Source organism: Sphingomonas aquatilis, from assembly GCF_014196115.1.
Taxonomy (GTDB): domain Bacteria; phylum Pseudomonadota; class Alphaproteobacteria; order Sphingomonadales; family Sphingomonadaceae; genus Sphingomonas; species Sphingomonas aquatilis.
In genome coordinates this window covers 512,691-538,069 of record NZ_JACIDB010000002.1, presented here as the reverse complement: position 1 = coordinate 538,069, position 25,379 = coordinate 512,691, and the positions used below count along the sequence as shown (strand labels likewise).

29 protein-coding genes are annotated in these 25,379 nt (G+C 67.9%); 18 read left to right on the top strand and 11 right to left on the bottom strand.

Going from position 1 to position 25,379, the window contains the following annotated elements:
- The first annotated feature begins 76 nt into the window (after positions 1 to 76).
- The 6 genes from GGR47_RS08670 (at position 77) to GGR47_RS08645 (ending at position 4,857) form a co-directional block, all read left to right on the top strand.
- Entirely contained in the window at positions 77 to 1,018 is a 942-nt protein-coding gene (locus GGR47_RS08670; RefSeq protein ID WP_043061215.1) for a DnaJ C-terminal domain-containing protein, read from the top strand.
- Entirely contained in the window at positions 976 to 1,962 is a 987-nt protein-coding gene (locus GGR47_RS08665) for a YihY/virulence factor BrkB family protein (RefSeq protein ID WP_147036657.1), read from the top strand. Before GGR47_RS08670 ends, GGR47_RS08665 begins: the two co-directional genes overlap by 43 nt.
- 24 nt (positions 1,963 to 1,986) lie before the next feature.
- Positions 1,987 to 2,778: an enoyl-ACP reductase FabI gene (gene fabI / locus GGR47_RS08660; RefSeq protein WP_017979907.1), complete on the top strand. Its 792-nt coding sequence runs from the start codon at positions 1,987 to 1,989 to the stop codon at positions 2,776 to 2,778.
- Positions 2,778 to 3,296 carry a GNAT family N-acetyltransferase gene (locus tag GGR47_RS08655; protein WP_043061213.1) on the top strand — a complete coding sequence of 173 codons (519 nt, stop codon included), beginning with the start codon at positions 2,778 to 2,780 and terminating at the stop codon, positions 3,294 to 3,296. The genes fabI and GGR47_RS08655 overlap by 1 nt, the downstream gene beginning before the upstream one ends.
- Positions 3,293 to 4,363, top strand: coding sequence for a chorismate synthase (gene aroC / locus GGR47_RS08650; protein ID WP_147036656.1), 1,071 nt, complete (start codon positions 3,293 to 3,295; stop codon positions 4,361 to 4,363). The genes GGR47_RS08655 and aroC overlap by 4 nt, the downstream gene beginning before the upstream one ends.
- Positions 4,364 to 4,431: 68 nt before the next feature.
- Positions 4,432 to 4,857 carry a hypothetical protein gene (locus GGR47_RS08645; RefSeq protein ID WP_147036655.1) on the top strand — a complete coding sequence of 142 codons (426 nt, stop codon included), beginning with the start codon at positions 4,432 to 4,434 and terminating at the stop codon, positions 4,855 to 4,857.
- Positions 4,858 to 4,919: 62 nt separating this feature from the next.
- Here GGR47_RS08645 and GGR47_RS08640 read toward each other — a convergent pair whose 3' ends face one another.
- The 5 genes from GGR47_RS08640 to GGR47_RS08620 form a co-directional block, all read right to left on the bottom strand.
- Positions 4,920 to 6,209: an adenylosuccinate synthase gene (locus GGR47_RS08640; protein ID WP_147036654.1), complete on the bottom strand. Its 1,290-nt coding sequence runs from the start codon at positions 6,207 to 6,209 to the stop codon at positions 4,920 to 4,922.
- A gap of 268 nt (positions 6,210 to 6,477) precedes the next feature.
- A complete protein-coding gene (locus GGR47_RS08635; RefSeq protein WP_167509760.1) occupies positions 6,478 to 6,636 on the bottom strand; it encodes a hypothetical protein in 159 nt (52 codons plus the stop codon).
- Positions 6,637 to 6,650: 14 nt separating this feature from the next.
- On the bottom strand, positions 6,651 to 7,751 hold the full coding sequence (locus GGR47_RS08630; RefSeq protein WP_183949499.1) for an ATP phosphoribosyltransferase regulatory subunit: 1,101 nt from the start codon (positions 7,749 to 7,751) through the stop codon (positions 6,651 to 6,653).
- A gap of 68 nt (positions 7,752 to 7,819) precedes the next feature.
- Positions 7,820 to 9,397, bottom strand: coding sequence for a phosphoglycerate dehydrogenase (serA, locus tag GGR47_RS08625; protein WP_147036652.1), 1,578 nt, complete (start codon positions 9,395 to 9,397; stop codon positions 7,820 to 7,822).
- 117 nt (positions 9,398 to 9,514) lie between these two features.
- Positions 9,515 to 10,672 carry a phosphoserine transaminase gene (locus GGR47_RS08620; protein ID WP_147036651.1) on the bottom strand — a complete coding sequence of 386 codons (1,158 nt, stop codon included), beginning with the start codon at positions 10,670 to 10,672 and terminating at the stop codon, positions 9,515 to 9,517.
- 169 nt (positions 10,673 to 10,841) lie between these two features.
- Here GGR47_RS08620 and GGR47_RS08615 point away from each other — a divergent pair, with 169 nt between their 5' ends.
- The 4 genes from GGR47_RS08615 to GGR47_RS08600 all read left to right on the top strand — a co-directional run bounded on the left by GGR47_RS08615 (position 10,842) and on the right by GGR47_RS08600 (position 13,841).
- The gene (locus tag GGR47_RS08615) at positions 10,842 to 11,489 is read left to right on the top strand and encodes a DUF4328 domain-containing protein (RefSeq protein WP_147036650.1); all 648 of its coding nucleotides are present in this window, start codon (positions 10,842 to 10,844) and stop codon (positions 11,487 to 11,489) included.
- An 86-nt stretch (positions 11,490 to 11,575) separates the two neighbouring features.
- Positions 11,576 to 12,199 (top strand): DUF4328 domain-containing protein, encoded by a 624-nt coding sequence (locus tag GGR47_RS08610; protein ID WP_147036649.1) that lies wholly within the window; start codon positions 11,576 to 11,578, stop codon positions 12,197 to 12,199.
- Positions 12,200 to 12,299: 100 nt separating this feature from the next.
- Complete coding sequence (locus GGR47_RS08605; protein ID WP_183949507.1) at positions 12,300 to 12,926, top strand: extensin family protein; 627 nt, start codon at positions 12,300 to 12,302, stop codon at positions 12,924 to 12,926.
- A 39-nt stretch (positions 12,927 to 12,965) separates the two neighbouring features.
- The gene (locus GGR47_RS08600) at positions 12,966 to 13,841 is read left to right on the top strand and encodes an LOG family protein (protein WP_017979919.1); all 876 of its coding nucleotides are present in this window, start codon (positions 12,966 to 12,968) and stop codon (positions 13,839 to 13,841) included.
- Between the two features lie 211 nt (positions 13,842 to 14,052).
- Here GGR47_RS08600 and GGR47_RS08595 read toward each other — a convergent pair whose 3' ends face one another.
- Positions 14,053 to 14,757, bottom strand: a complete 705-nt coding sequence (locus GGR47_RS08595) for a c-type cytochrome (RefSeq protein WP_147037059.1) — start codon at positions 14,755 to 14,757, stop codon at positions 14,053 to 14,055.
- 114 nt (positions 14,758 to 14,871) lie between these two features.
- On the opposite strand from GGR47_RS08595, the gene GGR47_RS08590 reads away from it, so the two are divergent.
- Complete coding sequence (locus GGR47_RS08590; RefSeq protein WP_147037060.1) at positions 14,872 to 15,762, top strand: prephenate dehydratase; 891 nt, start codon at positions 14,872 to 14,874, stop codon at positions 15,760 to 15,762.
- Here GGR47_RS08590 and GGR47_RS08585 read toward each other — a convergent pair whose 3' ends face one another.
- The 5 genes from GGR47_RS08585 to GGR47_RS08565 form a co-directional block, all read right to left on the bottom strand.
- Positions 15,763 to 16,536: a hypothetical protein gene (locus tag GGR47_RS08585; RefSeq protein WP_147037061.1), complete on the bottom strand. Its 774-nt coding sequence runs from the start codon at positions 16,534 to 16,536 to the stop codon at positions 15,763 to 15,765. It abuts the gene before it with no gap.
- Positions 16,537 to 16,604: 68 nt separating this feature from the next.
- Positions 16,605 to 17,054 carry a DUF4126 domain-containing protein gene (locus GGR47_RS08580; protein ID WP_244305249.1) on the bottom strand — a complete coding sequence of 150 codons (450 nt, stop codon included), beginning with the start codon at positions 17,052 to 17,054 and terminating at the stop codon, positions 16,605 to 16,607.
- A 66-nt stretch (positions 17,055 to 17,120) separates the two neighbouring features.
- Complete coding sequence (rlmN, locus tag GGR47_RS08575) at positions 17,121 to 18,305, bottom strand: dual-specificity RNA methyltransferase RlmN (RefSeq protein ID WP_145957912.1); 1,185 nt, start codon at positions 18,303 to 18,305, stop codon at positions 17,121 to 17,123.
- Between the two features lie 77 nt (positions 18,306 to 18,382).
- A complete protein-coding gene (locus GGR47_RS08570) occupies positions 18,383 to 18,859 on the bottom strand; it encodes a hypothetical protein (RefSeq protein WP_147037063.1) in 477 nt (158 codons plus the stop codon).
- A complete protein-coding gene (locus GGR47_RS08565; protein WP_147037064.1) occupies positions 18,856 to 19,503 on the bottom strand; it encodes a histidine phosphatase family protein in 648 nt (215 codons plus the stop codon). Before GGR47_RS08565 ends, GGR47_RS08570 begins: the two co-directional genes overlap by 4 nt.
- 136 nt (positions 19,504 to 19,639) lie before the next feature.
- On the opposite strand from GGR47_RS08565, the gene GGR47_RS08560 reads away from it, so the two are divergent.
- From GGR47_RS08560 to queA, 7 genes are all read left to right on the top strand, one after another.
- The gene (locus GGR47_RS08560; protein ID WP_063686258.1) at positions 19,640 to 20,245 is read left to right on the top strand and encodes an outer membrane protein; all 606 of its coding nucleotides are present in this window, start codon (positions 19,640 to 19,642) and stop codon (positions 20,243 to 20,245) included.
- A gap of 253 nt (positions 20,246 to 20,498) precedes the next feature.
- Positions 20,499 to 21,614: a DNA polymerase III subunit beta gene (gene dnaN, locus GGR47_RS08555; RefSeq protein ID WP_017979928.1), complete on the top strand. Its 1,116-nt coding sequence runs from the start codon at positions 20,499 to 20,501 to the stop codon at positions 21,612 to 21,614.
- 67 nt (positions 21,615 to 21,681) lie between these two features.
- Positions 21,682 to 21,921, top strand: coding sequence for an exodeoxyribonuclease VII small subunit (locus GGR47_RS08550; protein ID WP_017979929.1), 240 nt, complete (start codon positions 21,682 to 21,684; stop codon positions 21,919 to 21,921).
- Positions 21,922 to 21,925: 4 nt separating this feature from the next.
- The gene (locus tag GGR47_RS08545) at positions 21,926 to 22,828 is read left to right on the top strand and encodes a polyprenyl synthetase family protein (protein ID WP_147037065.1); all 903 of its coding nucleotides are present in this window, start codon (positions 21,926 to 21,928) and stop codon (positions 22,826 to 22,828) included.
- A gap of 45 nt (positions 22,829 to 22,873) precedes the next feature.
- Complete coding sequence (gene coaD / locus GGR47_RS08540; protein ID WP_017979931.1) at positions 22,874 to 23,380, top strand: pantetheine-phosphate adenylyltransferase; 507 nt, start codon at positions 22,874 to 22,876, stop codon at positions 23,378 to 23,380.
- Positions 23,381 to 23,607: 227 nt separating this feature from the next.
- Positions 23,608 to 24,345 carry a peptidylprolyl isomerase gene (locus GGR47_RS08535; protein ID WP_147036997.1) on the top strand — a complete coding sequence of 246 codons (738 nt, stop codon included), beginning with the start codon at positions 23,608 to 23,610 and terminating at the stop codon, positions 24,343 to 24,345.
- The gene (gene queA, locus GGR47_RS08530) at positions 24,342 to 25,376 is read left to right on the top strand and encodes a tRNA preQ1(34) S-adenosylmethionine ribosyltransferase-isomerase QueA (protein WP_147036998.1); all 1,035 of its coding nucleotides are present in this window, start codon (positions 24,342 to 24,344) and stop codon (positions 25,374 to 25,376) included. The genes GGR47_RS08535 and queA overlap by 4 nt, the downstream gene beginning before the upstream one ends.
- Positions 25,377 to 25,379 lie beyond the last annotated feature (3 nt).

Sequence of the window (25,379 nt, the reverse complement as noted above, 5' to 3'; positions counted from 1 at the left end):
ACCAACGAAGCAGCCACCGATTGCGTTGCGGCGCGGCCTCCCCCACATAGGTTCATAATACACCAACGGGGAACCAATGGCCGATCCATATCAGACTTTGGGCGTCGCGCGGGGCGCGTCCGAGGCCGACATCAAGAAGGCGTATCGCAAGCTCGCCAAAGAGTTGCATCCCGACCGCAACAAGGACAATCCGAAGGCGGCCGAACGCTTCAGCCAGGTGACCGGCGCCTACGATCTGCTGACCGACAAGGACAAGCGCGCACGCTTCGATCGGGGCGAGATCGATGGCGACGGCAACCCCGCCTCGCCCTTCGGCTTCGGCGGCGGCGCGCGGCCTGGCGGCGGGCGCACCAATGCGGGCGGCGGCTTCAGCAGCGCCGGCTTCGAATTCGGCGCGGGCGACGCCGACATGAGCGACATTTTCGAAGGATTGTTCGGCGGCGCTCAGCGCGGCGGTGGTGGCGGCTTCGCCAGTGGCTTCGGCCGCCGCCCGCAGCCCAAGGGCGCGACGATCACCTACCGGTTGCAGGTGCCCTTCGTCGATGCCGCGACGCTGGCGCCGCAGCGCGTGACGCTCGGCGACGGCAAGGCGATCGACCTGAAGCTGCCCGCCGGGGTCGAGACGGGCACCCAGATGAAGCTCGCCGGCAAGGGCGAACCCGGCCCCGGCGGCGCGGGCGACGCGATCGTCGCGATCGAGGTGCAGGGCCACCGCTTCTTCACGCGCGATGGCGACGACGTGCGGCTCGACCTGCCGATTACGCTGACCGAGGCGGTGAAGGGCGGCGCGGTGCGCGTGCCCACCGTCGACAAGGCGGTGATGCTGACGATCCCCAAGGGCACCAGTTCGGGCAAGACGCTGCGCCTGAAGGGCAAGGGCTTCCACAAGAAGGACGGCAGCCGGGGCGACCAATTGGTCACGCTGATGATCGACCTTCCGTCCGATGATGCAGCGTTGCAACAGTTCGCCGACGGATGGCAGGACCCACGGAACCCGCGCGCCGCGATGGGCGTCTGACGGGGGTAGTGACCGATACGACAGCCCTGACCCCCGAAGCCCGTGCGCATCTGCGCAAGGGCGCCCGTCATCAACTGGCCAAGCTGAAGCCCGGCCCTGCCGCGATCGAGGTCGTGAAGCGGGCCGGACTCGGCGTGTTCAACGATGGCTTCATCCACGCCGGCAACCTCGCCTATCTTGCGCTGATGACGGTGTTCCCGTTCTTCATCACCGCGGCGGCGGTGCTGTCGTTGCTGGGGCAGAGCGCCGAAACGCAGCGTGCGGTCAGTTCCTTCCTCCACGTCCTGCCGCCCAACGTCGCCGATATCCTGCGCAAGCCGATCGCCGACGTCCTCGTCGCCCGGACGGGATCACTGTTGTGGCTGGGCGGCCTTGTCGGCCTGTGGACCGTCGGCAGCTTCGTCGAGACGATCCGCGACATCTTTCATCGCGCCTATGGCGTGAAGGCCAGCGTGCCCTTCTGGCGGTCACGCCTGTCGTCGTCGGGCGTCATCATCCTGTCCGTCATCATCGCGCTGATGAGCTTCCTAGTGCAGGGTATCCTAACCGCGGCCGAACAGTTCATCTATCGGCTGCTGCCCTTCGCGCGCGACGCCGCAGGCTGGGTCGGCCTATCGCGACTGATCCCCGGCCTCATCATGTTCGGGGCGCTCTATCTGCTGTTTTACTCGGTGACGCCGGGCAAATATCGCCACAGCGACTGCCCGAAATGGCCGGGCGCGCTGTTCACCGCAGGCTGGTGGGTCAGCATGACCGCGCTGCTGCCGCTCGTGCTCAGCCAGCTCGGCGGCTACGACCTCACCTACGGCAGCCTCGCGGGCGTCGTCGTCATGCTGCTGTTCTTCTATCTGATCGGTCTGGGCCTCGTCTTCGGTGCCCATCTCAACGCAGCACTGGCGGAACCCCCCGAACCGGCGCTACAGGAGGCCGCGACCACAGAATAAGGTAATGAGCGCGTGACGGGTTTGATGGCAGGCAAGCGGGGGCTGATCATGGGCCTCGCCAACGACAAGTCGCTGGCCTGGGGCATTGCCAAGCAATTGTCGCAACAGGGCGCGGAACTTGCCTTTTCCTATCAGGGCGCCGCGATGGAAAAGCGCGTGCGTCCGCTCGCCGAACAGCTCGGCGTCGCCCGCCTGTTCGATTGCGACGTGTCGGACATGGCGGCACTGGATGCGACCTTCGCGGCGCTGGCGCAGGAATGGCCGACGATCGACTTCGTCGTCCATGCCATCGGCTTTTCCGACAAGTCGCAGCTGCGTGGCAAGTTCTACGACACCACGCTCGACAACTTCCTGATGACCATGAACATTTCGGCCTATTCGCTGGTCGCCGTGGCGCAGCGTGCGCGCGCGATGATGCCGCAGGGCGGGTCGATCCTGACGCTTACGTATTACGGCGCGGAAAAGGTCATTCCGCATTACAACGTCATGGGCGTCGCCAAGGCCGCGCTGGAAACGAGCGTGAAGTATCTCGCGGTCGACCTCGGCCCGGAAAACATCCGCGTCAACGCCATCTCGGCCGGCCCGATCCAGACGCTGGCGGCGCGCGGCATCGGCGACTTCAACTACATCCTGAAGTGGAACGAGCTGAACAGCCCGCTGCGTCGCACCGTGACGATCGAGGATGTCGGCGGCGCGGGCGTCTACATGCTGTCCGACCTGTCGGCGGGGGTCACCGGCGAAATCCACCATGTCGATGCCGGCTATAACGTCATCGGCATGAAGGCAGAGGACGCGCCCGACATCGCGCTGGCGTGATGCCGACGATCCGCCCTGCCGCTGGCCGCGACGTCGCCGCGATCGACGCGCTGTTGCGCGACTGTTTCCCGGCGCCCGACGAGGCGACGCTGGTCCGCGACCTATGCGTGGAGGGCGACATGGTGCTCGTCCTCGTCGCCGAGATCGACGGTGCGCTCGCCGGCTTAGTCGCGTTCAGCCGGATGCGGGTCGACGTCGGCGGCAAGTCCGTTGCCGCGGTCGCGCTGGCGCCGCTCGCCGTCGCGCCGGAATGGCGCCGACAGGGCGTGGCGGAGGCGTTGGTCGCCGCCGGGGTCGAGCAGCTGGAGGCAGCGGGTATCGTGCTCTGCTTCGCGCTCGGCGAACCGGCCTTCTACACCCGTTTCGGCTTCGCCACCGATGTCGCAAGCGGGTTCGCCTCGCCCTATGCGGGCGACTATTTCATGGCGCTGCCGTTGCAAGGCGGACTAATCCCGTGCGGCGTGCGGGGCGAGGCGGCGCATGCACCCGCCTTTGCGCGACTGGGGGCATCGCAATGAGCATCAACAGCTTTGGCCATCTGTTTCGCTTCACCACCTGGGGCGAAAGCCACGGGCCCGCGATCGGCGCGGTCGTCGACGGCTGCCCGCCGGGGATCGCCTTGAGCGAGACCGACATCCAGCCATGGCTCGACAAGCGCCGCCCGGGCACCAGCCGCTTCACCACGCAGCGGCGCGAGCCCGATCAGGTGCGCATCCTGTCCGGCGTGTTCGAGGGCAAGACGACCGGCACGCCGATCAGCCTGATGATCGAGAATGTCGACCAGCGTTCGAAGGATTATTCCGAGGTCGCGCTCGCCTATCGCCCCGGCCATGCCGACTATGCCTATGACGCCAAATATGGCTTTCGCGACTATCGCGGCGGCGGGCGGTCATCAGCGCGCGAGACGGCGAGCCGGGTGGCGGCGGGTGCGGTGGCGCGGGCGGTGATCCCGCAGGTCAAAATCCGCGCCTGGGTCGAGGCGATCGGCGGCGACCGGATCGATTACGCCGCGTTCGACGATGCACAGATCGACGCCAACCCCTTCTTCTGCCCCGACGCTGCCGCCGCCGCCCGCTGGGAAGCGATCGTCGATGCCGCGCGCAAGTCCGGGTCGTCCGTCGGCGCGGTCGTCGCGTGCGAGGCGACGGGCGTGCCGGCTGGCTGGGGCGCGCCGCTCTATGCCAAGCTGGACAGCGAACTCGCGTCGGCCTGTATGAGCATCAATGCGGTGAAGGGCTTCGAGATCGGGGACGGCTTCGCCGCCGCCGCGCTGACCGGCGAACAGAATGCCGACCCGATGCGCGCCGGCAATACCGGCCCCCGCTTCCTCGCCAACCATGCAGGCGGCATTGCGGGCGGCATCGCCACCGGCCAGCCGATCACGTTGCGCGTCGCGTTCAAGCCGACCAGCTCGATCCTGACCCCCGTCGACACGATCACGCGCACCGGCGAGGAGACGCAAATCGCCACGAAAGGCCGCCACGACCCCTGCGTCGGCATCCGCGGCGTGCCCGTCGTCGAGGCGATGACGGCATTGGTTTTAGCGGACCAAGCGTTGCTTCACCGGGGCCAGACGGGCCGTTGAGGCCGCGAAGGGCGGAACACTCTCCATGCTAACCCGTTGGGGTCAAGCAATTTTTGCAGGAGAGAACAATGCGTAAGGTCCTTCCGATCATGGCAGCTGCCATGCTGATCCCGACCGCCGCTTTCGCCCAGACCACGACGGGCGGTTCGACCACCGGCTCCATGGGTGGCCAGACGACGACCACGTCGCCGACCGACCAGAGCACCACCACCACCACGACGCAGAGCCGTTCGTCCAAGTCGATGAAGCGTGGCCGTAGCGGCACCGCCGGCATGAACGGCAGTACGACCGGCACGACGAATTCGACGACGACCACCACCCCCGCCCCGGGCACGACCGATACGATGGGCGGCATGACCGGCACCGGCACGGGTAGCACCACCGGTACGATGGGCGGCACCGGTACGACCGGCACCATGGGTGGCACGTCGACTACGGGTACGATGGGGGGCACCATGGGCGGCACCACCGGCACCACCACGCCGACCCCGTAATCTTTGGCTAACGCCTAAAAAAGGGCCGGGTGGCTTGGCTACCCGGCCCTTTTTTCATGTCGTCAGTCGGCGAAGGGATCGCGGACCAGGATCGTATCCTCCCGCTCGGGGCTGGTCGACACCAGCGCGACCGGGCAGCGGATCAGCTCCTCGACGCGGCGGATATACTTGATCGCCTGTGCCGGCAGGTCTGCCCAGCTGCGCGCGCCGGCGGTCGACTCCTGCCAGCCTTCCATCTCTTCGTAGATCGGCTCGACATTCGCCTGATCCGCGGCATGCGCCGGAAAATAGTCGAGCTCCGCGCCATTCAGGCGATAGCCGGTGCAAATCTTCACCGTCTCGAACCCGTCGAGCACGTCGATCTTGGTCAGCGCGATACCGGTGATGCCGCCGACCGCGGCCGACTGACGCAGCAGCACGGTATCGATCCACCCGCAGCGCCGCTTGCGCCCCGTAACGGTGCCAAACTCATGGCCGCGCTGCCCCAACCGCTCGCCGGTCTCGTCGTTCAGCTCGGTCGGGAACGGCCCCGATCCGACGCGCGTCGTATAGGCCTTGGCGATGCCGAGCACGAAGCCGACCGCCGCCGGCCCCAGGCCCGAACCGCCCGCCGCGGTGCCTGCGATCGTGTTGGACGAGGTGACGAACGGATAGGTGCCGTGATCGACGTCGAGCAGGACGCCCTGCGCGCCTTCGAACAGGATGCGCTTGCCGCGGCCGCGTGCCTCGTTGAGGTCGCGCCACACCGGCTTGGCGAAGGGAAGGACGAAACCAGCGATCGCGCGCAATTCCTCCAGCAGCCCCGCCCGGTCGATCGGCGCCGCGCCGAACCCGGCACGCAGCGCGTCGTGATGCGCCAGCAGCCGGTCGAGCTGCGGTCCCAGATCGTCGAGGTGCCCCAGATCGCACACGCGGATCGCGCGGCGACCGACTTTGTCCTCGTACGCCGGGCCGATACCGCGGCGCGTGGTGCCGATCTTGCCCGCACCCGAGGCATCCTCGCGCAACCCGTCGAGGTCGCGGTGCAGCGGCAGGATCAGCGCGCAGGTGTCTGCGATGCGCAGCGTTTCCGGCGTCGCCGATACGCCCTGCTCGCCCAGCCGCTCGATCTCGGCCTTCAGCGCCCAGGGGTCGAGCACCACGCCATTGCCGATGACGGAGGGCGTGCCACGCACGATGCCCGACGGCAGCAGCGACAATTTGTAGACGTTCTCGCCGACGACCAGCGTGTGGCCGGCGTTGTGCCCGCCCTGGAAGCGCACGACCATGTCGGCGCGCTCGGCGAGCCAGTCGACGATCTTGCCCTTGCCCTCGTCGCCCCATTGCGCGCCGATGACTGCTACGTTGGCCATGGATACAGGTCTCCGCCTGCCGGCGTGATCCCCTGCGCCCTTCGACAGGACTCGGCGCAACGGATGGTCCTGAAATACGAGCGCGCAGCTACCGGGATGCAGGCGACGGGTCAATGGTGGAGCGGCGGATTGCCAAAACGGCCGTGATGCGCTATGTGAAATGTACCAAACGACATGGCACTGCCATTGGATGAACCCCCGTCATTGCCGTGGCGGGGGTTCAATCGTTTGGGGGACACGTTGCCGCGTATCCCCCGCCCGTTGCACCTTACTTGTGACGCGCCACTTCGACCACCTTCAACAGGAGGGTGCCGAAGCCAAACAACGCCCCAAGGAACAGGCACACGTCACCAAACGACATCGCTGTCTCCCATTGGAGTGACGGCAGGATCGCCGCCGCATCCAACGTAAGCGCCGATTCGGCCATATGTCACCGCAAAGTTACAGCGCTCGCGCCGCACCGTCCGCGTAAACGTGCGTCGCCAGCTGCGCTTCGGGCGTATCGTCCGCCTCCAGCGCCGCGACCGTGACCCAGCCCGCCGCGCGCATCGCCGCACCCGCCTCGGCCGGCGTGCCGAAGGGCAGGAACAGGCGGCGGCGCTCGACCGGACCAGCGGTCGCCAGAATCGCGTCGGCGTAGAGCGAGAAGCCGGTGGCCGCTTCTTCCGCCCCGCCTTCGTGCATCACGGTGTACGTGCCGCCGCGGCCCACCTCGCGCGGCGCGCCGGCGATGAACAGCGAGAAGCCGAGCCACGTCTGATATTCGAAGCCATGCCGCTCGGTCGGATCGAGCGTCAGCGTGACGCCGTCCCCCATGCCGGCGGCGATCGCGGCCAACCCGTCGAGCCGGCTCGCCAGCACCCCATCACGATCGAACGCGCGCAGTCGCTCCAGTGCCGATGCGAACGGCCCCGCCGCCTCGACCAGCGGCAGATAGTCCGGCGCCAGTGCCGCCACCGCGCCGGCATCCTTGGCGTCCAGCCGATCGCGCAACGTGTCGATCTTGTCTGCCGCGACCGGGAACGGCCCGGCTGCCAGCGTATCGACCAGATCGGGCAAGGTGAAGTCGATCGACAGCCCGTTCGCCCCCGCCGCAGTCAGCGCCGACACCGCGACCGCCACCACTTCCTGCGCTGCGGGGATCGAATCGAGGCCGATCAGCTCGCAGCCGATCTGCCGCCATTCGCGCGCCGGTGCGAGTTCGGGACTGCGCAGTTTCAGCACGGGTCCCGCATAGGACAGGCGCACGGGCCGCGGGTGATGCCCCATGCGCGTCGCGGCGATCCGCGCGATCTGTGCGGTCACATCGGGGCGGATCGCCAGCGTCCGCTGCGACACAGGATCGACGTAGCGCACCGCATCGGTCAGCGCGCCGTCCTTCAACCGCGATCCCAGCGCATCGGCATATTCCACCAACGGCGGATCGGCGCGTTCATAGCCATAGAGGCGGGCCGCCTCCAGCGCGCGCGCCTCGATCGCCGCGGCGGCATCGGCATGGGGCGGCAGGCGGTCGCGAAAACCTTCGGGAAGCAGGGGAGTCATGATCACGCCGCCCTATCGCCAGCCGCGGGACCGGGCAACGCCGTATCGCGGCGCTGCCCGGCCCATCATCAGAACGCCAGGCCCATTGCGGTCTTCACGCCCGGCAGCGCCTTCACCTTCGCGAGCAGGTCCGCGCTCACCGCTTCGTCAACCGAGAGCAGCAGCACCGCCTCGCCGCCCGCCGAACGGCGGCCGAGGTGGAAGGTGCCGATGTTGACGCCCGCCTCGCCCAGCGTCGTGCCGAGACGGCCGATGAAGCCCGGCGCGTCCTCGTTGACGACATAGAGCATCGGGCCGGCGAGATCGGCCTCCACCTTGATGCCGAACAGCTCGACCAAGCGCGGCGCCTGATCGCCGAACAGCGTCCCCGCGACCGAGCGTTCGCCGTCCGCGGTCTTCACCGACACGCGCAGCAGCGTGTGGTAATCGCCCTCGCGCTCGGTCCGCACCTCACGCACCTCGACACCACGATCGCGGGCGAGCAGCGGCGCGTTGACCATGTTCACCGTGTCGGTCTGGTTGCGCAGGAACCCGGCGAGCACCGCGCTGACGATCGGCTTGGCATTGAGGTCCGCCGCCGCGCCTTCGGTATGGACGGAGATGCGGCTGATCGCGCCGGTGGTGAGCTGCCCGACCAGCGAACCCAGCTTCTCCGCAAGCGCCATATAGGGCTTCAGCTTCGGCGCTTCCTCAGCGGACAGGCTCGGCATGTTGAGCGCGTTGGTGACGCCGCCCGACACCAGGAAGTCGGCCATCTGCTCGGCGACCTGGATCGCGACATTGACCTGCGCTTCGGTGGTCGATGCGCCGAGATGCGGCGTGCTGACGAAGTTCGGCGTGCCGAACAGCGGCGACGCCTTGGCCGGCTCCTCGACGAACACGTCGAGCGCGGCGCCGGCGATATGGCCCGAATCGAGGCCTTCCTTCAGCGCCGCCTCGTCGAGCAGGCCGCCGCGCGCGCAATTGATGATGCGCACGCCCTTCTTCGTCTTGGCGAGATTCTCGGCCGACAGGATGTTGCGCGTCTGATCGGTCAACGGCGTGTGCAGCGTGATGAAGTCGGCACGCGCGAGCAATTCGTCGAGCGTCACCTTCTCGACGCCCATCTCGATCGCACGTTCCGGCGTCAGGAACGGATCAAACGCCACGACCTTCATCTTCAGGCCGCGCGCGCGGTCGGCAACGATGCTGCCGATATTGCCGGCACCGATCAGGCCCAGCGTCTTCGCGGTCAGCTCGACGCCCATGAAGCGGTTCTTTTCCCACTTGCCCGCCTGCGTCGAGGCATCCGCCTCAGGTAGTTGGCGGGCGAGCGCGAACATCAACGCGATGGCGTGTTCGGCGGTGGTGATCGAATTGCCGAACGGCGTGTTCATCACCACGACGCCCTTGGCGCTGGCGGCGGGGATGTCGACGTTGTCGACGCCGATGCCGGCGCGGCCGACGACCTTCAGGTTGGTCGCGTGCTCGAGGATATCCTTGGTGACCTTGGTCGAGCTGCGGATGGCGAGGCCGTCATACTGGCCGATGATCGCCTTCAGTTCGTCCGGCGTCTTGCCGGTGATCTCGTCGACCTCGACACCGCGCTCGCGAAAGATCTGCGCGGCCTTGGGGTCCATTTTGTCGCTGATGAGGACTTTGGGCATAAGAGTGTCCTTGAAGAGATACGCCGTCACCCCGGCCTTGAGCCGGGGTCCCGCTTAATTGCAGCGGGCGGCGGGAAGAAGCGGGACCCCGGGTCAAGCCCGGGGTGACAATGAGGATTAGGCCGCAGCCTTGGCGGTCGCGTAGGCCCAGTCGAGCCACGGACCGAGCGCCTCGATATCCGCGGTATCGACCGTGGCGCCGCACCAGATGCGCAGGCCCGCCGGGGCATCGCGATATCCGGCGACGTCGAAGGCGGCGCCTTCCTTTTCCAGCGCGCCGGCCATCGCCTTGATGAACGCTTCGTCGGCGCCCTCCACGGTCAGGCACACGCTGGTCTTCGACCGCGATGCCGGGTCCTGCGCGAGGTGGCCGAGCCAGTCGCGCTCCGCGACGATCCGGTCGAGCGCCGCCGCATTGGCGTCCGAGCGCGCGATCAAGCCGCCCGCACCCAACGACTTCGCCCATTCGAGGCTGGCGATGCAATCCTCCACCGCCAGCATCGACGGCGTGTTGATCGTCTCGCCCTTGAAGATGCCTTCGGTCAGCTTGCCCTTCGACACCAGGCGGAACACCTTGGGCAGCGGCCAGGCCGGCGTGTAACTTTCCAGCCGCTCGACCGCGCGGGGGCCGAGGATCAGGACGCCATGACCGCCCTCGCCGCCAAGCACCTTCTGCCAGCTGAACGTCGCGACATCGATCTTCGACCAGTCGATATCATAGGCGAACACGCCGCTGGTCGCGTCGGCGAAGGACAGGCCCTCGCGGGTGTCCGGGATAAAGTCCGCATTCGGCACCCGCACGCCGCTGGTGGTGCCGTTCCAGGTGAACAGCACGTCATTCGTCCAGTCGATCTGGCCGAGGTCGGGCAGCTGGCCGTAATCCGCGCGGATGACGGTGGGGTCGATCTTGAGCTGCTTGACGGCATCCGTCACCCAGCCTTCGCCGAAGCTTTCCCACGCGAGCGCCGTCACGGGACGCGCGCCGAGCATCGTCCACATCGCCATCTCGAACGCGCCCGTGTCGCTGCCCGGCACGATGCCGATGCGGTGCGTGTCGGGCAGGTTCAGCAGCTCGCGCATCAGATCGATGCAATATTGCAGGCGCTGCTTGCCGATCTTGGAGCGATGCGAACGGCCGAGCGAATCGGTGGCGAGCTTCGACGCATCCCAGCCCGGAGGCTTGGCGCAGGGACCGGAGCTGAAGAAGGGGCGTGCCGGTTTGGTGGTCGGCTTGGTCGCACCCGTAACGGCGGGTGCGGTGGCGGTATCCGTCAATGTATCTCTCCTCACAGAGAGCGCGCGCCGCGTTGGGACGGCGTGGCCCGCCTACCGCCCTAGTGGCACGTGCCGGCGCTGGCAACTCAAAAGGCGTGCAAAAGTTCGGATCGACCATTCGCGCGGGCTGCACGATACTAACCTGACAGGGCGAAGGGGGGATGAGGCCATGGACATTGCGGCAGCGCCGAAGACGGGAGCGAAGGCGACCGTGGCGTGGCTGTGGATATGGCTGGCCTGTCAGGCGGCGGTCGCGGCCTATGCCGTCTTCGCCCTGAGCACTGTGGCGGCCTTAGGCGGCACACCCTCACCCGACCATCTTGCCCAAGCGGCACCGGTCGGCGAGGCGATCGGCTCGGTCGCGATCCTGGTCCATCTCGTCACGATCGTATTGGTCCTGCGCTGGGTGTATCGCGCCGCCGTCCGTGCGCATGCACTGAGCGACCGGATCGCGGTGTCGCCGGGGTGGGCGGTCGGACGATTCTTCCTTCCCGTGCTCAACCTGTGGCGCCCGTTTCGCGGCATGGTGGACATCTGGCGGACGAGCATCGATCCGGTTGCGCCCCACACGGTGCCGGTGCCCGCGCTGCTGCGCTGGTGGTGGGGGTTGTGGCTGCTCGCCAATCTGTTCGGACCGATCGGCGGAACGCTGATGGATGAGGCGCACCGTGCGTCGCACCTCGCGGCCGCACGCTGGGCGGACGTGGCGCTGCTCGCGATCGACGTACCGCTCGTCATCCTGATGGTTCGGATTGTCAGGCAGGTTTCGGCACGACAGGCCGCGCTGCTGACGCAACGGGGCACGACCGCGCGCTGATCCCGGCCATCGGCAGGAAAGCCCCTCGACAGGGCACCCTCGATCGGGGAATGTTCGAATCGGACACATTGCCGATAGGAGCCGTCATGACGACCGACCCTACACGCCCCGCGCGCCGCGCCACCATCCTCGTCTGGCTTTGGCTGGCCAGCGATATCGCCATCGCGCTGGCCAGCCTGTGGCAGATCAACGTCCTCGGCGGGCTCGGTGGCGCGATGCGCGATCATGCCGCCATCGCACTGTCCGACGATATTGCGGCGGTGACCGGCGGCCTGTTCATGCTGATGTTTCTCCTCAGCGGTGTTGCCGTCCTGCGCTGGATTTTCCTGGTCAACCGCAACGCGCATCAGTGGAGCGAGACCATGACCATTTCGCCCGGCTGGAACGTTGGCTGGTTCTTCGTGCCGATCGCGACGCTGTGGAAGCCGTTCATCGGCGTGCGCGAGAGCTGGGCGGCGACCGTGTCACCCGACGATCCGCAGGCGGTAACTACGCCCTATTGGATGCGCGTCTGGTGGGGCCTGTGGCTCGCGACCAACGTGTTCGGCCAGGTGACCTTCCGCGCGACGATGGCGGCGAAGGACGTCGCCACCGCGATCGAAGCCAATTGGCTGTATGTGCTCGGCCTCGCCATCGACGTCCCGCTCGCGATCCTGTTGGTAAAGCTGATGACCGAGCTGTCGTCGCTCCAGCGGCACCGGTTGTCGTAACGCCCCTATCGCCGAGCGTGCCGATCGCCGAACGCCCCCCCAGCTGGGACGGGGGGGGCTTGTGCGTATTGCGGTAAACAGGGTTTCGACGGCGGCCGCCTTGCTCGCGCTGGCCGGGTGCGGCAGCCGCGAGCGGCCCGCGCCCGCCCCGGCGCGCGCACCCCGCGCGTCGATCGTGACCCCGTCGATTCGCGAGACCGCACAATGCCTCGCCGACCTGCGCGCCATGAACGTCGCCTATCGCGTGCTGCCGGACAAGGATTACGGCAACGGCTGCGGCCTGTCGGGCGCAGTGCAGCTGGTCGAGATCGGCGTGCCCGTCCCCGGCCTTGGCGCGGTCCGCTGCGGCGAGGCACGCGCCTTTTCAGCCTGGGTACGCAATGCGGTGGCTCCCGCCGCTTACCAGATCCTGGGCAGCGAACTCGCGAGCGTGCAGAGCATGGGCAGCTATGCCTGCCGCAACGTCGTCGGCGCGGCGCACGGCAATCGCCGCTCCGGCCACGCGATCGCCAACGCGATCGATATCGGCGGCGTCACGCTGAAGGACGGGCGGCGCGTCTCGATCCTGAACGACTGGACCTCACCGGACCCGGCGGTGCAACGCTTCCTGACGACGATCCACGCCTCGGCGTGCCGGCGGTTCGGCACGGTCCTGTCGCCGGCGTATAATGCCGCGCATCGAAACCATCTGCACCTGGAAGACGATCATGCCGGCCTGTGCCGATAGGCCGTTGAGCGGGCGGAAGCTTTGCTCTACTTCCCTCGGATGACCGATACACGCGTACCCGAGCGGGTCTTCCCCCGCGCCAGCCAGGATGCCGCCTCCGCCCAACAGGCGATCTCGACGCCGCAGACCGAGCACCCCGCCTACAAGCTCGCCTTCCAGGACATGGACTTCCTGCTGCGCGAGGATCTGCGCCCCGTCCGCTTCCAGCTCGAATTGCTGAAGCCCGAACTGCTGCTGGAAGAGGCAAAGATTGCCTCCACCTTCGTCATGTACGGCTCGGCGCGCATTCCGGAGCCTGCCAAGGCGCAGGCGATGCTGGAGCTCGCCACCGACGACACCAGCCGCGCGATCGCGCAGCGGCTGGTCGACAAGAGCCGCTATTACGAGGTCGCACGCGAACTCGCGCAGATCGCCAGCCGCGTGCCGCGCGACCAGAAGGGGATGCGCCAGTTCGTCGTCTGCTCCGGGGGCGGCCCGTCGATCATGGAAGCGGCCAACCGCGGCGCGACCGATGTCGGCGCCGAATCGATCGGCCTCAACATCGTCCTGCCGCACGAACAGGCGCCCAACCCCTATGTCACGCCGTCGCTGAGCTTCCAGTTCCACTATTTCGCGCTGCGCAAGATGCACTTCCTGCTCCGCGCCCGCGCGCTGGCCGCCTTCCCCGGCGGGTTCGGCACGTTCGACGAACTGTTCGAACTGCTGACGCTGATCCAGACCGGCAAGATCAAGCCGATCCCCGTGCTGCTGTTCGGCCGCGAATTCTGGGAAAAGGTGGTGAACTTCCAGGCGCTGGTCGATGAAGGCGTCGTCAGCCAGCGCGATCTCGGCATCTTCACCTATGTCGAAACCGCCGAAGAGGCCTGGGACGTCGTGCGGGCGTTCTACGAAGAACAGGCGAAGCAGGAGGGCTGAGCGCGGGCTCGCCCTCTGACGGAGTACCCGTTTCGCTCGACCTTTCGAAACGTACCGTCACCCCGGGCTTGACCCGGGGTCCCGCTTTCGACGTCACGTAAGCCTGCATTGCTGCTGAAGGCGAAGCGGGACCCCGGCTCAAGGCCGGGGTGACGGGTAATGGGCAACTGTCGCCCGCTCCGGCGCTTCCCTCCCCGGAGGGACGATTATTCTACTTCCCCGCCTTCGCGCCTTCCTTGGCGGCGTTGGGATCGACCGACGGAGCGCCCGACGCGGGCGTGCCGGTGTTGCCGAGGTTGTTCGCGGCGTCGGTGTTGGTGATCGAATCCTTGGCGGCGTTGGTCGCAGGCTTTTCCGCGCCTTCCTTCGCCGGCGCAGCGCCCGCGGCCGGTGCCGCCGGCAGCGGCAGGTTCGAACCCTGGCTGTTCAGATAGGCGATGACGTTGGCGCGATCCTGCGCATTGCCGAGGCCGGCGAAGGTCATCTTCGTGCCTGGCGCGAACTTGCGCGGGCTGGTCAGCCACGCGTTCATCTTGTCGAAGTCCCAATTGCCGCCGACGCCCTTCAGCGCGTCGGAGAAGGCGAAGCCGCCCTTGCCCTGGCCGATCGGTTCGCCGAGCGTCCCGTACAGGTTCGGGCCGATGCCGTTCGCCCCGCCCTGGTTGACGGTGTGGCAGGCGGCGCACTTCTTGAACACTTCGGCGCCCTTGGCGACGTCGGCGGTCGGCAGCAGCGTCGCGATCGGCACCGCAGCGGCCTCGCCGCCGCCACCGGCTTCCTCGACGCCCTCGATCGCATAGCCCATCTTTTCGGGGCGCTCGCTGTGGAAGGCCATGCCGCCGACGATCGACAGACCGAGCGCGAGCCCGCAGGCTGCCAGCGTCCACCCGGCGATCGTATTGGTGCGGTTATCCATCTGCCTAACGCTGCCCCTGTTTTATACTTTGCGCAGCGAACCCATAGGAAAGCCGCGGGCCGTCCGCAAGCATCGCTTGCCGGTCAGCCCCCACGCCACTAGGCCCGCGGCCCCATGGAGACCTATGCCGCCCCCGCCCGCCCGATCGTCGCCGCGATGACCGCCGCCGCCGCCGCCGAGCCGGAACGCGCCGTCGCCTTTCAGGGCGCGCCGGGCGCGAACAGCCATGTCGCCGTCACCGAAACCTTTCCCGGCGGCCTGCCGTTGCCCTGTTTCAGCTTCGAAGATGCGATCGACGCGGTCCGCGACGGGCGTGCCGATTGCGCGGTAATCCCGATCGAAAACTCGCTGCACGGCCGTGTCGCCGACATGCATTTCCTGCTGCCGGAGTCGGGGCTGGTCATCACCGGCGAACATTTCCTGTCGATCCGCCACGCCCTGATGGGACCGGGCACGCGCGAGCAGGTGCGCGAGGCGATGAGCCACCCGCAGGCGCTGGGACAGTGCCGTCACTGGCTGAAGGCGCACGGCATCGCGCAGGCCGCCTATCCCGACACCGCTGGTGCCGCCGCCTACGTGGCCGAGCTGGGCGATCCGGCGATCGCGGCGCTTGCCCCGCCGGGCGCGGCGGCGATCTATGGCCTCAACCTGCTGGGCGTCGATATCGCCGATGCCGAACATAATACGACGCGCTTCGTCGTGCTGGCGCGGGGCGGCAAGCCGCCGGTCGGCGAGGGCCCGTGGATGACGACGCTGATCTTCGAGGTTAAGAATATCCCCGCCGCGCTCTACAAGGCGATGGGCGGCTTCGCGACCAACGGCGTCAACATGACCAAGCTGGAAAGCTATCAGCGCGGCGGCCAGTTCGTGGCGACCGAATTCTTCTGCGATATCGAAGGCAAGCCGGGCGACCCCGCGGTCGATCGCGCGCTGGAGGAACTGGGCTTCCATTCCAAATGGGTGCGCGTGCTCGGCACGTATCGACGAGCGCGCGCGCGGGGCTGATCAGCCGGGATCGCGGTCGACGATGTCATAGTGGATGCGCACCCACGCGCCGATCTGGGGCTTGCCGTTGATCCGCGGCGGGCGCACCTTGAACTGCCACGCCGCCTCCCGCAGCGCGCGGGCCAGCCCCAGGCCGGGGCGCGAATCGCCGAGTTGAACGCAGTCCTCGACACGGTAATTGGGCGCGGTCTTGCACGCGATCTCGCCCCACGACCCCGCCGGCAGCTCGCGCGGCATGTACGGGCCGGTCTGCGATGCGCTGGGCCGCACATACCATTCGGCGGCGTAGAGCCGCTGGCCACCCGGGCCGATGCCCGCCGACGCGCTCGTCTCGCCCGCATCGCCGTCACCCTGTCCGTCCGCCGCGGCCAGCTGTTTGCCCGCGCTGCCGCCCGATCGGGTCGAGGGCATCTTGCCGACGTCGGACGCGCGGAAATCGTTCCGGCTGAGCACCAGATAGCCGGGGAACGGCGTCTCGACCGGGGGTGGGACCGGCGTGTCATCGGCGGGTGTCCGGGGTGCGGCGGGCGGTTCGGGCGCGGTGCGGCGGCTCGCCTGCGCAGCGCGCGCAGGCGCCTTGGCGCTCTTCGTCGCGGTCGACTGATTATCCCCAATCGGCAACATGTTGACGGTGAGCGATCGGCCCGGCTCCTTCTGCACGTCGAACACGGGCGCCAGATGGATCAGCAGCCAGACGAGCAGCAGGTGCGCGGCAATGGTCAGCGCCAGCGACAGCGCTCGACGACGGTCCGACGATGGCTGATAGGACCGCATCGAAGGCCGCGCCTAGCGCGCGGCGATGACGGCCGCAATGGGCCGGCCGCTCGGTCGATGAAAAGGGTTTAGCGCGCCGGCAGACGTGCGATAGCGATCCCGCCGGCCAGCACGGCGGCATCCTCGACGAAGCCGGTCGCAGTCTGCCCCCAGCGCCGCATGCCATAGCGCCGCAGCGCGAGACCCGCATAGGCCGCGGCCACCGCGGTCGTGGCGGCAACGAGCGCACCCGTCATGCGCCGCCGCTCCGCGAGCGCTGCGCCAGCGAATCCGGCGCTCATCGCGCGGGCGATCAGGCCCGGCGGGATGGTGCGATCGGGGGCGGTCGCCATCTTGTCCCCCGCCATCTCCGCCGCCGCCATTGCAACCGCGCCGCCGGCGACGACCGGATGCGCCAACAGGCGAGCGCCCGGCGCCCCGGCCGACAGCGTCCCCTGCCGTGCCGCACCCGCGACCACCGCCAGCGGCGTCATGCCGCGCTGGCCCGCGACGAGGCCGATCAGGAAAGAGCGTAGCATGAAGGACATCCCATCGTGACGTTGCCCGGGTCATAACCCGCGCTACGCCAACGGGTTGCCCGGGGCTCAGCCGAGCGCCGCCATCTTTTCCTCGGCTTCGCGATCCATTTGCGCGCGGCTCTTCTTCTCCGCGGCGGTCTTCAACTGGCCGCAGGCGGCGTCGATATCGCGGCCGCGCGGCGTACGCACCGGCGCCGAGATGCCCGCTTCGAAGATGATGTCGCTGAACCGGCGCACCCGCTCCGGCGTCGACGTATCGTACGGCGCGCCCGGCCAGGGATTGAACGGGATCAGATTGACCTTGGCGGGCAGCTTATATTTGCGCAGAAGGCGGACGAGCTCGTGCGCCTCCGCATCCGAATCGTTCTTATCCTTCAGCATCACATATTCGAACGTGATGCGGCGCGCATTGTTGGCGCCGGGATAGTCGGCGCACGCCTGCAGCAGCTCCTCGATGCCGTATTTCTTGTTGAGCGGCACGATTTCGTCGCGCACTTCCTTGGTGACGGCATGCAGCGACACGGCGAGGTTGACGCCGATCTCTTCGCCCGCGCGCGCCATCATCGGCACGACACCGCTGGTGCTGAGCGTGATGCGGCGCTTCGACAGCGCTAGGCCGTCGCCGTCCATCACCAGCTTCAACGCATCGCGGACGCTGTCGAAGTTATACAGCGGCTCGCCCATCCCCATCATCACGATGTTGGTGAGCATCCGCCCCTCGGGCTGGCTCGGCCATTCGCCCAGCGCATCGCGCGCCAGCATCACCTGCCCCACGATCTCGCCCGCGGTCAGGTTGCGGACGAGGCGCATCGTGCCGGTATGGCAGAAACGGCAGTTGAGCGTGCAGCCGACCTGGCTCGACACGCACAGCGTCCCGCGATCGGCATCGGGGATGAACACCGCCTCGTAATCCTGCCCGTCGGGCGAGCGCAGCAGCCATTTGCGCGTGCCGTCGGTCGACACCTGCGCCTCGACCACCTCCGGCCGGCCGATGACGAAGCGCTGCTCCAACCACGGGTGCTGCGCCTTGGCGATATCGGTCATCGCCGAAAACTCGGTCGCGCCGCGATTGTACAGCCAGTGCCAGATCTGCTTGGCGCGCAGCTTCGCCTGCCGCGGCTCCATGCCGGCGTCGAGCAGCGTCTGGCGGAGTTCGTCCTTGCCGAGGCCGATGAGGTCGATCCGGCCATCCTCGCGCAGCGTCTTCGCGCGCGGCACGGGCACAGGATCGATATGGCCCGGAATGGGCATGGGGGGCGCAACGCTGTCGAGCATCGCGGGCATATAGCGGAAAACCGCGTCCATTTCCATCCCGCCGCCGGGACGGGCTATCCGACGCAGCCCAGGGTCGCCGCATCGATGGCGGTGGCGGCACCGGCGAGCAGATAGACGTCGGCGAAGGGGCGCCCTCCGCCGCCCACCGCCTCGACGCTCATGCTGCGGCCGGAGCGCAGGGCGGCGACGATCGCGCGGTCGCTGGGTGCATCGGTCGCCCAGGCGTCGAGGCCGCCCGCGGCGAGTTCGAACCGGCGCTCGCCGATGGTCAGCGTCACGGGGGCGGAGCGGTCGCGCTCCCGCGACAGGCGGATGTGGAGCGAGGCGCTGAGGCCGCGGTCCGGCCAGTTCGCGACGCTCGCCCAGCCCGCGTTGCGTCCACCTGCCGTCACCGGACGAGCGATGGCATAGCAGCGGTGCGGCGCCGCATCACGGAACGCGCCCCAGCCCTTGTAGACGCCCAGCGTCTCGCGTGCCGCCGCGGGCCCCGCGACCGCCATCGCCAGCAGCAGGACCGCCCCCAGCCTCACGCGGGGGCGTGGCCCGTGCCGCGATGGACGATCGTCTCCACGCCCCGCTCGATCATCACTAGCGATCCTTGCGGCAGACCGTCGGCGATCGGCGCGCGCCATTCGGGGTGATCGGGCAGGCCGGTCATGACACCACGGAGCACCCGGCTGGAAATGCCGTGCATGATCACCAGCCGGTCGCCGGGATCGTCCGCGGTCGCTTCCAGCCATGCGGTCACGCGCGCCGCAATCGCCTCATAATGCTCGCCATCGGGCGCCGGACGCAGCAGGCCTTCGGGCGTGATCACCGGCCCTACTTCGCCCACGACATCGGCATAATAGCGCCCGCCCCAGCGCCCCATGCCGATCTCCACCAGCCGCGCGTCGTGATGCGCGCCATGCCAGTCGAGTTCCAGATGTTCGGCGATCACCGCCAGCGTCTGTAACGCGCGGCCCGTCGGCGAGGCCCACAAGGTCAGCGCGGGCGCCGCCCCCAGCGTATCGCGCAGCGCCCGCCCCATCTCGTCGGCCTGCGCAAAGCCCGCGCGGGTCAGCGGCGTATGCGGTGCATCGCCCTGCAACCGCCGGGCGGCATTGAACACGGTTTCGCCATGTCGCGCGATAAAGTCGCGGCCCTTGCGGCCCGGCACAATGGTGGACGTCATCCCCGCTGTCTCGGATCGCTGTGGCGCAAAAGCAACGGTTTTCCGTGTTTAGCTGAGGTTCATGCAACGCCGTTCCGTCTGGGCCATTGACCCATCGCGCCCCAGCGTTCGGGGCGCCCGTCATACGGAGTAGCTTATGCGTAACCTGATTCTTGCCGCGGTGGCCACCACCGCCCTCGCCGCCCCCGCGTTCGCGCAGACCACCGCCGGCGCCCCCTTCACCGGCCTGCGCATCGAAGGCGTCGCCGGCTATGACGCACTGAAGGACGGCCACGATACCAGCGACGGCTTCGTCTACGGCGGCGCGGTCGGCTATGACGTGCAGCTCAACAACCTCGTCGTCGGCGCCGAGGGCGAGCTGACCGGATCGACCACCGACACGCGCACCGACAATCTGATCAACCAGGGCGATCGCTTCCGCGTCGGCATGGGCCGCGACGTCTATCTCGGCGCGCGCGTCGGCGTGCCGCTCAACCCGACGACACTGGCATATGCCAAGGGCGGCTATACCAACGCCCGCGTCGACACCCGCTACACGCAAGGCACGACAGAGACGCGCGACCACACCGATCTCGACGGCTTCCGCCTCGGTGCGGGCCTGGAGCATCAGATTGGCGCGAACACCTATATCAAGGGCGAATATCGCTACTCGAACTACGGCAAGGCCGACAATTCGGTCGGCCGCTACAATATCGACGTCGATCGCCACCAGCTGGTCGCCGGCGTCGGCATGCGCTTCTGACGGCCAGCCCTCTCCCGTCACCCCGGGCTCGCCCCGGGGTCCCGCTTCTTCCTCCAGCGTGGCGGTAAAGCAGGACCCCGGCTCTTCGGCCGGGGTGACGGGCAAGGGGCAGGACGACACCGGATTCGCGGCCAATCCGCTAACCGGCTGTTAACCGGAATCACCCGAGGGGTCGGAGTGCTTGCTCCGACCCCTTTTTCGTGGGTAGGACTGATGAGGAACACGCCCCGGACTCGGGGGACGGGGGATATCCATGAAGGCGACGATCGAACGTGCAACGCTCCTCAAGGGACTGAGCCATGTCCAGTCCGTCGTGGAGCGGCGCAACACCATCCCGATCCTGTCGAACGTGCTGCTCGAGGCGACGGCCGAGGGCCAGCTGCGGCTGATGGCGACGGACCTCGATTTGCAGATCAACGAATCGGTGCAGGCCGCGGTCGACCAGCCGGGTTCGACCACCGTGTCGGCACACACCCTGTTCGACATCGCCCGCAAATTGCCCGAAGGCGCGCAGGTGCAGCTGACCGCCGCCGAAGGCCGCATGACGATCGTCGCCGGACGCGCGCGCTTCAGCCTCGGCACGCTGCCGCGCGACGACTTCCCGGTGATCGCCGAGGGCGAGCTGCCGACGCAGTTCGAAATTCCGGCGGACACGCTGAAGCAGATCATCGACAAGACGCGCTTCGCCATCTCGACCGAAGAGACGCGCTATTACCTCAACGGCATCTTCCTGCACGTCCAGGACGAAGCGTCGGAGCCGACGCTGAAGGCCGCCGCCACCGACGGCCACCGCCTCGCCCGCGTCACGCTGCCGCGCCCCGAAGGCGCCGCGGGCATGCCCGACGTGATCGTGCCGCGGAAATGCGTCGGTGAATTGCGCAAGCTGCTCGACGAGATCGATGGCTCGGTCGGCGTCTCGCTGTCGGGCACCAAGATCCGCTTCGACCTGGGCAATGCCATCCTGACCAGCAAGCTGATCGACGGCACGTTCCCCGATTACAGCCGCGTCATCCCGACCGCGAATGACAAGATCCTGAAACTCGATCCCAAGAGCTTCATGGAGGGCGTCGACCGCGTGTCGACGATCGCGACCGAAAAGACCCGCGCGGTGAAGATGGCGCTGGATCGCGACAAGATCACTTTGTCGGTCACCAGCCCCGAAAACGGCACCGCCGCCGAAGAGGTGCCGGGCGATTATGCCGCGATGCCGTTCGAAATCGGCTTCAACAGCCGCTATCTGCTCGACATCCTCGGCCAGATCGATGGCGACGTGGTGGAAGTGCATCTCAACGATGCCGCCGCCCCGACGCTGATCCGCGAAAACGACAAGGCGCCCGCGCTCTACGTGCTCATGCCGATGCGCGTCTGATTCGGCTAAGCGGCGGGGTCTGCGCGCATCCTTGCGTGCGTCCCGCCGCTGCCCCATAGCGACGCGCATGGATACGCCGATCGAAACCCTGTCGTTCGAAGACGCTTTGAAGGAACTGGAACGCATCGTTAGCCGCCTCGAAAGCGGTGAAGCGACGCTCGACGAATCGATCCAGCTTTACGAACGCGGCGATCGGCTGCGCCAGCGCTGCGCCGATCGCCTCGACGCAGCCCAGGCCCGGATCGAGGCGATCCGCCTCGATGCCGAGGGCAAGGCCGCCGGCACCCGCCCCTTTGCAGCCGGCTGATCCGATGACCAGCGCGACCGCGCCCTCGCTCGATCAGGCGCTCGCCGCCGTCGCCGCGGATATCGACGCACGCTTCGACCGGCTGCTCGCCGTACCCGACGATCCGCGCGCCGACCTCTACAAGGCGATGCGCCATGCCGCGATCGGTGGCGGCAAGCGACTGCGCCCCCTGCTGCTGTGCGCGACGGCCGACCTGTTCGGCGTCGATCGCGACTGCGCGGGCGAGGTCGCGATGGCGGTCGAGGCGATCCACGTCTATTCGCTGATCCACGACGACCTGCCTGCGATGGACGACGACGACATGCGCCGCGGCAAGCCGACGGTCCATAAGGCGTTCGACGAGGCGACCGCGATCCTGGCGGGCGATTGCCTGCACGCCCTCGCCTTCGAAGTGCTCGCCGACCCCGCGACGCATGCCGACCCCTTCGTCCGCGCCGAACTGGTGATGGAACTGGCACGCGCCTCCGGCCCGTCGGGCATGGCGGGCGGGCAGATGATGGACCTGGTCGCCGAACGCATGACATTCGACCTCGCCACCGTCACCCGGCTGCAGCAGATGAAGACCGGTGCGCTGATCGGCGTGTCGGTGGAAATGGGCGCAATCCTGGGCCGCGTTCCGCCAGAGGGGCGCCGCAGCTTGCGCGGCTATGCGCACGACCTGGGCCTCGCCTTCCAGATCGCTGACGACCTGCTCGACGCCGAGGGCGACGAGGCGGTGGTCGGCAAGGCGCTCCGCAAGGACGGCGCGGCCGGCAAGGAAACGTTCCTGTCGCTGCTCGGGGTCGACCGCGCGCGCGACCAATGCCGCATGCTGGTCGACCAGGCGATCGCGCACCTGCATGGTTTCGGGCCTGAGGCCGATGTGCTCCGCGCGATTGCGCGCTACGTCGTCGAGCGGGATCGCTGACCGACATTCATCCAACACCATAATGATCGAACACAGGGGGCGGACATGAGCGAGCGGATCGGCGTCTATCCGGGCACCTTCGACCCCATCACTTTGGGGCACATGGACATCATCCGCCGTGGCGCGAAGCTGGTCGACCGGCTGGTGATCGGCGTGACCACCAACCCCTCCAAGTCCCCCATGTTCAGCCTCGACGAGCGTATGGCGATCGTCCGCCGCGAGGTGGAGGGGATCGCCGGATCGATCGACGTCGTCGCCTTCGATTCGCTGCTGATGGATTTCGCCGAGCGCGAGGGCGCCAAGGTCATCGTCCGCGGCCTGCGTGCCGTCGCCGATTTCGAATACGAATATCAGATGGCGGGCATGAACCAGCAGATCAATCCGCGCGTCGAAACCGTCTTCCTGATGGCCGATGTCGCGCTCCAGCCGATCGCCAGCCGTCTGGTCAAGGAAATCGCGATGTTTGGCGGGCCGATCCAGCGCTTCGTCACACCGACCGTGTGCGAGGAAGTGGTGGCGCGCGTGGAGAAGCTGGGCCGGCGCGGGAGCTGACGCCCCTTCCCCTTCCCGTCACCCCGGACTCGTTCCGGGGTCCACCGGAGCGCGGGGGAATGGCAAGAGGCTCAAACCACCCCCCTCGCCGCAGAGTGGACCCCGGAACCAGTCCGGGGTGACGAAAGAGCGAGGCATCCGCCCGCCCCATTACCGCCACGATGTTCAGTTTGGTGCAACCTGCGATTTGCTCTAAGCCGCACCGCATCACCTAGGTTGGGAATCTCATGCGCCCGTTCGCCCGTCTGTTTGCGTTTCTGTTGTGCCTGTTCGCCGCGCCTGCCTTTGCGCAGAGCGTACCCGGCACCGACGACGTCACCCAGCGCGCGACGCCGCCGCTGACCACCGACAAGGAAAACCTGTGGCTGCTCGACCTGTCGGACGGTGGCCGCGTTACCATATGGCTGCGTCCCGACGTGGCGCCCAAGATGGTCGAGCGAATCAAGACGCTGACCCGCCAGCATTTCTATGACGGCCTCGCCTTCCACCGCGTGATCGACGGCTTCATGGCGCAGGGCGGCGACCCCAAGGGCGACGGCACCGGCGGATCGACGCTGCCCAACGTACCGTCGGAGTTCAATTACCTGCCCCACGTCCGCGGCGCGGTGTCGGCGGCGCGTGCGGACGATCCGAACAGCGCGAACAGCCAGTTCTTCATCGTCTTCCAGCCGAAGCTCAGCCTCGACAAGAAGTATACCGTCTTCGGCCGGGTGATCGACGGCATGCAGTACGTTGACGCGATCCAGCGTGGCGAGCCGCCCGCGGATCCGACCAAGATCGTCCACGCGTACATCGCCGCCGACAATCCTCCGGCCTACACCCCCGCGCCTGCTTCGGCGCCGGTGACGCTCGGCGCGCCGGTGACATTGCCCGGCGGCGAATCGGCTGGCACTGCGGCGCCGAAGAAGGCGGTCGCTCCGGCCCGCAAGACGGCGCCCGCCAAGAAGGCACCTGCCCGCAAGTGAAGGTCGAGCTTTTCGATTTCGAGCTGCCAGCCGAGCGGATCGCGCTGCGGCCGGCATCGCCGCGCGATTCGGCACGGCTGCTGGTGCTCGACGGCGATGCGACGCGCGACCGTATCGTCCGCGACCTGCCGGCCGAATTGCGCGCTGGCGACTGCCTGGTCTTCAACGACACGCGCGTGATCCCCGCGCAGCTCGAAGGGCGACGCGGCGAGGCGAAGATCGGCGCGACGCTGCACAAGCGCGAAGGACCGCGCCGCTGGCGCGCTTTCGTCCGCAACGCGCGCCGGCTGCGCGACGGCGACAGCATCGATTTCGGCTCGGGCGTCACCGCCATCGCCACCGATCGCGGCGAGGACGGTAGCCTCGCGCTCTACTTCGCGGGGGACGAGCCGGTCGAGCTGCTGCTCGAACGCGCCGGCCGCATGCCGCTGCCGCCCTATATCGCCGCCAAGCGCCCGACCGACGCGCGCGATGCCGACGATTATCAGACGATGTTCGCGGCCGAACCCGGCGCCGTCGCCGCGCCCACGGCGGCGCTGCACTTCACGCCCGATCTGATCGCGGCGCTGGATGCCGCCGGCATCGGCCACGAGACGCTGACGCTCCACGTCGGCGCCGGCACCTTCCTGCCCGTCAAGGCGGACGACACCGACGACCACCGGATGCACGCCGAATGGGGCCGCATCGACGCCGCCACCGCCGACCGCCTGAACGCGGTCCGCGCCCGCGGCGGCCGGGTGATCGCGGTCGGCACCACCTCGCTCCGCCTGATCGAAAGCGCCAGCGGCGAAGACCAGGTGATCCGCCCGTTCGAAGGCGACACCGCGATCTTCATCACCCCCGGCTATACCTTCCGCGGCATCGACGGCCTGCTCACCAATTTCCATTTGCCCAAATCGACGCTGTTCATGCTGGTCTCGGCGCTGATGGGGCGGGAGCGGATGCAGGCGGCCTACGCCCACGCCATTGCCGAGGGATACCGTTTCTATTCCTACGGCGACGCCTCGCTGCTGCTGCCGGCGCGCTTATAGCGA

Coding starts and splice junctions, on each gene's coding strand:
- GGR47_RS08670 (WP_043061215.1), top strand. CDS start 77: ATGGCCGATCCATATCAGACTTTGGGCGTCGCGCGGGGCGCGTCCGAG.
- GGR47_RS08665 (WP_147036657.1), top strand. CDS start 976: ATGGCAGGACCCACGGAACCCGCGCGCCGCGATGGGCGTCTGACGGGG.
- fabI (WP_017979907.1), top strand. CDS start 1,987: ATGGCAGGCAAGCGGGGGCTGATCATGGGCCTCGCCAACGACAAGTCG.
- GGR47_RS08655 (WP_043061213.1), top strand. CDS start 2,778: ATGCCGACGATCCGCCCTGCCGCTGGCCGCGACGTCGCCGCGATCGAC.
- aroC (WP_147036656.1), top strand. CDS start 3,293: ATGAGCATCAACAGCTTTGGCCATCTGTTTCGCTTCACCACCTGGGGC.
- GGR47_RS08645 (WP_147036655.1), top strand. CDS start 4,432: ATGCGTAAGGTCCTTCCGATCATGGCAGCTGCCATGCTGATCCCGACC.
- GGR47_RS08640 (WP_147036654.1), bottom strand. CDS start 6,209: ATGGCCAACGTAGCAGTCATCGGCGCGCAATGGGGCGACGAGGGCAAG.
- GGR47_RS08635 (WP_167509760.1), bottom strand. CDS start 6,636: ATGGCCGAATCGGCGCTTACGTTGGATGCGGCGGCGATCCTGCCGTCA.
- GGR47_RS08630 (WP_183949499.1), bottom strand. CDS start 7,751: ATGACTCCCCTGCTTCCCGAAGGTTTTCGCGACCGCCTGCCGCCCCAT.
- serA (WP_147036652.1), bottom strand. CDS start 9,397: ATGCCCAAAGTCCTCATCAGCGACAAAATGGACCCCAAGGCCGCGCAG.
- GGR47_RS08615 (WP_147036650.1), top strand. CDS start 10,842: ATGGACATTGCGGCAGCGCCGAAGACGGGAGCGAAGGCGACCGTGGCG.
- GGR47_RS08610 (WP_147036649.1), top strand. CDS start 11,576: ATGACGACCGACCCTACACGCCCCGCGCGCCGCGCCACCATCCTCGTC.
- GGR47_RS08600 (WP_017979919.1), top strand. CDS start 12,966: ATGACCGATACACGCGTACCCGAGCGGGTCTTCCCCCGCGCCAGCCAG.
- GGR47_RS08595 (WP_147037059.1), bottom strand. CDS start 14,757: ATGGATAACCGCACCAATACGATCGCCGGGTGGACGCTGGCAGCCTGC.
- GGR47_RS08590 (WP_147037060.1), top strand. CDS start 14,872: ATGGAGACCTATGCCGCCCCCGCCCGCCCGATCGTCGCCGCGATGACC.
- GGR47_RS08585 (WP_147037061.1), bottom strand. CDS start 16,536: ATGCGGTCCTATCAGCCATCGTCGGACCGTCGTCGAGCGCTGTCGCTG.
- GGR47_RS08580 (WP_244305249.1), bottom strand. CDS start 17,054: ATGCTACGCTCTTTCCTGATCGGCCTCGTCGCGGGCCAGCGCGGCATG.
- rlmN (WP_145957912.1), bottom strand. CDS start 18,305: ATGCCCATTCCGGGCCATATCGATCCTGTGCCCGTGCCGCGCGCGAAG.
- GGR47_RS08565 (WP_147037064.1), bottom strand. CDS start 19,503: ATGACGTCCACCATTGTGCCGGGCCGCAAGGGCCGCGACTTTATCGCG.
- GGR47_RS08560 (WP_063686258.1), top strand. CDS start 19,640: ATGCGTAACCTGATTCTTGCCGCGGTGGCCACCACCGCCCTCGCCGCC.
- dnaN (WP_017979928.1), top strand. CDS start 20,499: ATGAAGGCGACGATCGAACGTGCAACGCTCCTCAAGGGACTGAGCCAT.
- GGR47_RS08550 (WP_017979929.1), top strand. CDS start 21,682: ATGGATACGCCGATCGAAACCCTGTCGTTCGAAGACGCTTTGAAGGAA.
- GGR47_RS08545 (WP_147037065.1), top strand. CDS start 21,926: ATGACCAGCGCGACCGCGCCCTCGCTCGATCAGGCGCTCGCCGCCGTC.
- coaD (WP_017979931.1), top strand. CDS start 22,874: ATGAGCGAGCGGATCGGCGTCTATCCGGGCACCTTCGACCCCATCACT.
- GGR47_RS08535 (WP_147036997.1), top strand. CDS start 23,608: ATGCGCCCGTTCGCCCGTCTGTTTGCGTTTCTGTTGTGCCTGTTCGCC.